This window comes from Cupriavidus sp. 01L46 (assembly GCF_056399905.1).
In genome coordinates this window covers 1-5,135 of record NZ_JBFTSF010000388.1, presented here as the reverse complement: position 1 = coordinate 5,135, position 5,135 = coordinate 1, and the positions used below count along the sequence as shown (strand labels likewise).

At 64.9% G+C, this 5,135-nt stretch carries 4 protein-coding genes and 1 pseudogene; 3 read left to right on the top strand and 2 right to left on the bottom strand.

The genetic code is table 11. The features are described from left to right. Positions 1–312 (bottom strand): annotated as a pseudogene (locus AC1DS3_RS34985) (2-aminoethylphosphonate--pyruvate transaminase); the annotation flags it as partial. 90 nt (positions 313–402) lie between these two features. After that, positions 403–531, bottom strand: coding sequence for a hypothetical protein (locus tag AC1DS3_RS34980; RefSeq protein WP_441641482.1), 129 nt, complete (start codon positions 529–531; stop codon positions 403–405). Positions 532–812: 281 nt separating this feature from the next. On the opposite strand from AC1DS3_RS34980, the gene AC1DS3_RS34975 reads away from it, so the two are divergent. From AC1DS3_RS34975 to phnY, 3 genes are all read left to right on the top strand, one after another. Continuing rightward, entirely contained in the window at positions 813–1,526 is a 714-nt protein-coding gene (locus tag AC1DS3_RS34975) for a phosphonate utilization associated transcriptional regulator (protein ID WP_441641483.1), read from the top strand. Positions 1,527–1,557: 31 nt separating this feature from the next. Continuing rightward, positions 1,558–2,835, top strand: coding sequence for a phosphonoacetate hydrolase (gene phnA / locus AC1DS3_RS34970; protein WP_441641484.1), 1,278 nt, complete (start codon positions 1,558–1,560; stop codon positions 2,833–2,835). A gap of 78 nt (positions 2,836–2,913) precedes the next feature. Then, the gene (gene phnY, locus AC1DS3_RS34965) at positions 2,914–4,377 is read left to right on the top strand and encodes a phosphonoacetaldehyde dehydrogenase (protein ID WP_441641485.1); all 1,464 of its coding nucleotides are present in this window, start codon (positions 2,914–2,916) and stop codon (positions 4,375–4,377) included. Positions 4,378–5,135: the final 758 nt, after the last annotated feature.

Sequence of the window (5,135 nt, the reverse complement as noted above, 5' to 3'; positions counted from 1 at the left end):
TTCCAGCACCTTGCAGATCTTGAGGATGCGCTGGCAATAGGCGCCGTTCTGCGGCACCAGCACCTTGCCGTCGCGCGGTACCACGTTGGCGATGGCGGCTTCCACCGAGAAGGTGCCGCTGCCCTGCATGGGCACGCAGACGTGCGTATCCTGCCCGCGCACGATGGCGATCAGGTCGTCGCACAGGCTGCGCGTGATGGCGTTGAAGCTGGTGTCCCACGATCCCCAGTCGCGCAGCATGGCTTGCTTGGTGGCGAGCGAGGTGGTGAGGGGGCCGGGGGTCAGCAGGATGGGATCGTTGCCGCGGATCATGGAGTGCTCCTGGATTGGGATCAGGGGAGTGATTGGCATCCGGCCGGATGCCGATTGGTCGATGCGCCCGGATTGCCGCCGCGCCTGGGTCTAGGCGTTCAGTACGCGCTGCAGCAGGTAGTCATGCAGGCAGGCAAAGGCGCAGGTCAGCGCCACCAGGGTGGCCATGGCGGCGGCCGGGCCGATGTCGCCGCTTTCGTCCAGGTTGACGATTTCCACGGATGCCAGCTTGGTGGGGCTCCTTGTGGCATTCTAGGTGGTATTGTGTGTCAATTTGGTGAATTTGTTGCGGTGCTATGGGGCATGTTGCACCACCACCGCACCGCCTCATATCACCGTTAAACCGTTGTTTTGCAACACTTACAAGACGTATGCCAGGTTTTTTCGGAGATGTTCGCGGTGTTTCGTGTCCATCACCGTTGCTTGGTTTGTTGACAATATACAAACTGCTTGCTTTAATGACAACCAGGATTTTCGATGTACCCGAATCAGGAGTCTTCATGTCACGGCCAGCCGCTCAGTCGAGCGATATCGCGATCCTGCAGAGCCAGTCGCTGACCACCCTGGTGCAGCGCGAGCTTGAAATGCGTATCGTGTCCGGCGGCCTGCTGCCAGGCGCCAGGCTTAATGAAATCGAACTCGCGGGCGAGTTCAATGTGTCGCGCGGCCCGCTGCGCGAAGCCTTCCGGGCGCTGGAGCAGGCCGGCCTGCTGCGCACCGAGAAAAACCGCGGCGTGTTCGTGCGCGCCATCTCCCTGGAAGAAGCCGACGAGATCTATGCGCTGCGCGCGGTGCTGGATGAGTACGTAGGCCGGCTGCTCGCTGCCAACATCACGGCCCAGGGCGTGCGCGAGCTGCGCGCGCTGATCGAGGCCATGGGCGCGGCCAGCGCCGCGCGCGACCTCGACGAATACACCCGTCTGAATCTCACCCTGCATGACCGCATGGTGGAACTCGCCGGCAACCGCAAGCTGGTGGACACCTACCGGCGCCTGGTCAAGGAACTCACCTTGTTCCGGCGCGAGGCGCTTTCCGCCGACAGCAAGGCCATCCCCACCTCTACCCGCGAGCACCGCGAGATCGTGTCGGCCATTGCCGCGCGCGATGTCGAGCTGGCGGGCAGGCTGATGCGCGAGCACGTGGAACGCGGCCGCGCCCGCATGCATGCCGCCGTGGCGCCAGTGGATGGCGGCGCCGCAATCGATCAGCCCTGAAGCCTTTGCTTTCCCGCACAGGAACCCCGACATGTCGAACCCGAATCTTTCCAGCGTCGCCGCCCCGAGCATCACTGTCAATCAGCGCACCTACCAATGGATGAAACAGCCCGTGGTGGTGGTCTGCGTGGACGGATGTGAATTCGATTACCTGGAAGCCGCCGCCGCCAGCGGCCGCGCGCCGTACCTGAAGCGCCTGCTGGCCGAGGGCGCGAGCTTTCGCGGGGCGTGCGTGGTGCCCACCTTCACCAACCCGAACAACCTGTCCATCGTGTGCGGCGTGCCGCCGGCGGTGCACGGCATCTGCGGCAACTACTTCTTCGACCGCAGCGCCAACGGTGGCCGCGGCGAAGAAGTGATGATGAACGACCCCAAGTACCTGCGCGCCGGCACCATCCTGGCCGCCTTTGCCGATGCCGGCGCCAGCGTGGCGGTGGTGACCGCCAAGGACAAGCTGCGCCGCCTGCTCGGCCACGGCATGCGCGGCATCTGCTTCTCGTCGGAGAAGGCCGATCAGGCCACGCTGGAGGACAACGGCATCGACAACGTGCTGGACCTTGTCGGCATGCCGGTGCCGAGTGTGTACAGCGCCGAGCTGTCCGAGTTTGTCTTCGCCGCCGGCGTGCGGCTGATGGAAACCCGCCGGCCGGACCTGATGTACCTGTCCACCACCGACTACATCCAGCACAAGTTCGCCCCCGGCTCGGATGGCGCCAACGCGTTCTACGCCATGATGGACAAGTACCTGGCGCAGCTCGACGCGCTCGGCTGCGTGGTGGCGCTCACCGCCGACCACGGCATGAACGCCAAGCACGACGACGCTACCAAGGCGCCCAACGTGATCTACCTGCAGGATCAGTTCGATAGCTGGCTCGGCCGTGGCGTGGAAGCCGGCGGCGCGCGCGTGATCCTGCCGATCACCGATCCCTATGTGGTGCACCACGGCGCGCTAGGCTCCTACGCCACCGTCTACCTGCCGGAAGATGTCGACCGTGCCGCGCTCAAGGGCAAGCTGGCGGCCCTGCCGGGCATCGAAAGCGTGCTCGACAACGCCGAAGCCTGCGCGCGCTTCGAGCTGCCGCCGGACCGCGTGGGCGATCTGGTGATCGTCAGCGGCAAGCACGTGGTGCTGGGCACCAGCCAGAGCCGCCATGACCTGTCCGGGCTGGACGCACCGCTGCGCTCCCACGGTGGCGTGTCGGAGCAGACCGTGCCGCTGGTATTCAACCGCGCCACGGCGGGTATTCCCGGCAAGGCACAGTTGCGCAACTTCGACATCTTCGACGTCGCGCTCAATCACTTGCACTGAGCGCCGCCCGCATCCGTATCCGTATCCGCATTCGCCTCCGATTCGCATCCGTCCCGAACTCTTGACGCGAGAACCGACATGAACGCCCCAACGTTTTCCACCGGCCAGGTCAGCCCGCACTTCCGCGCCGAAGCGCTGCGCATCGATGGCAAGAAGGTCATGCGCGAGCGCGTGATCGACGTGTGCAACCCGTACGACGGCGCGCTGGTCGGGACCGTGCCGATGGCCAGCGTGGAAGACGTGCGCCAAGCATTCGCCGTGGCGCGCGCCTACCGCTCCACGCTGACCCGCTTCGAGCGCGCCGCCATCCTCAACCGCGCCGCAGCGCTGCTGCGCGAGCGCGTGGAGGAGGCGTCCGACCTGATCACGCTGGAGTCCGGGCTGTGCAAGAAGGATTCGCTGTACGAGATCGGCCGCGTGGCCGACGTGCTCGGCTTTGCCGCCAACGAAACCCTGCGCGACGACGGCCAGCTGTTCTCGTGCGACCTGACCCCGCACGGCAAGAAGCGCCGCGTGATGACCCAGCGCTCGCCGTTCCTCGGCGTGATTTGCGCCATCACGCCGTTCAACCATCCGATGAACCAGGTCGCGCACAAGGTGGCGCCGTCCATCGCCACCAACAACCGCATGGTGCTCAAGCCTTCGGAGAAGGTGCCGCTGTCCGCCTACTACCTGGCCGATATCCTCTATGAAGCCGGCTTGCCGCCGCAGATGCTGCAGGTGGTCACGGGCGACCCACGCGAGATCGCCGACGAACTGATCACCCACCCCTCGGTGGATCTGGTCACCTTCACGGGTGGCGTCGGCATCGGCAAGTACATCGCCAACAAAGCCGGCTACAAGCGCGTGGTGCTGGAGTTGGGCGGCAACGATCCACTGATCGTGATGGACGATGCCGACCTGGAACGCGCCACCGACCTGGCGGTGCAGGGCTCGTACAAGAACTCCGGGCAACGGTGCACAGCCGTCAAGCGCATGCTGGTGCACCAGGCCGTGGCGGACCGGTTTACCGAGCTGGTGGTGGAAAAGACCCGGGCATGGAAGTACGGCGACCCCATGGACCGCACCGTGGACATGGGCACCGTGATCGACGCCCAAGCCGCCGCGCTGTTCGAGTCCCGCGTGAAGGAGGCCGTTGCGCAGGGCGCCCGCCTGGTGCTTGGCAACCACCGCGACGGCGCGCGCTACTCGCCTACCGTGATCGACCGCGTGGATCCCGCCATGACGGTGGTGCGGGAGGAAACCTTCGGCCCGGTCTCGCCCATCATCACCTTCCGCGATATCGACGACGCCATCCGCATCTCCAACGGCACGGCCTTTGGCTTGTCCTCCGGTGTGTGCACCAACCGCATGGATGACTTTGCGCGCTTTGCCGATGAATTGCAGGTGGGCACCGTCAACCTGTGGGAGGTGCCCGGCTACCGCATCGAGCTGACGCCATTTGGCGGCATCAAGGATTCGGGGCTTGGCTACAAGGAAGGGGTGCAGGAGGCGATCAAGAGTTTTACTAATCTGAAGTCGATTACGATGCCGTGGGGATAGGGGGGAGGGGGAGGGGGGGAAGGGGGGCATTCGTTGGCGGTGTTGGTTTTTGGACCCAAGTGCCATACGACATCCCCCTGCGGGGGCTGCCKGTCACTCTTCTTTGCGTCGGCAAAGAAGACTAACGAGAAGAAAGCCGACCCTGCCGGGCGCAGAGCAATCGCGGGTGCTAAGGGTGCTGGTTTCGTCGTACGGCCGCAGTTCTGCTGGCATCTGCCGGTACCGGGTTGAAGGGCCCCGACGCTGCCAATTTCCGGGATGCGTGGTGCGGCCCCCGGTAGCAGAATCCTTGCCCATTCGCCAATCTGCCGTTACCGGCGCGCGCCATCACGACACATCGCCCGTCAATGGTTTCGTGGTGGGGCGGGCGCGGTGGTGAAGGTCTCGGGCCAATCAAGGCGGTGCCACCGCGCCCACGACGGAACCGGTGCGCCTGCAACTTCGTGGCCGGCCGCTGCGCGAGCGACAGACGGCTTGAAGCAAGTGATGTCCGCTACCGGGGGGCTCACCACGCATCCCGGAAGCTGGCAGGTTCGTGGCCAGTCCAGCCGGTACCGGCAGAAGCCCGCCGGAACTCCGGGCCGTACGACGAAATCATCGATACTCGAAAGCCTTATTGCTCTGCGCCCGGCAGGGTCGGCTTTCTTCTCGTTAGTCTTCTTTGCCGACGCAAAGAAGAGATGGTATGAACGCGCCCCGCCCTCCCATGGAGCGCGAGACGTCGAAGAAGTCTTGCGGGGTGGGGCAAAACTGCCCTG

Bases quoted from the DNA above. Each gene is read 5' to 3' on its own strand.
- AC1DS3_RS34975 (WP_441641483.1), top strand. From the start codon at position 813: ATGTCACGGCCAGCCGCTCAGTCGAGCGATATCGCGATCCTGCAGAGC.
- phnA (WP_441641484.1), top strand. From the start codon at position 1,558: ATGTCGAACCCGAATCTTTCCAGCGTCGCCGCCCCGAGCATCACTGTC.
- phnY (WP_441641485.1), top strand. From the start codon at position 2,914: ATGAACGCCCCAACGTTTTCCACCGGCCAGGTCAGCCCGCACTTCCGC.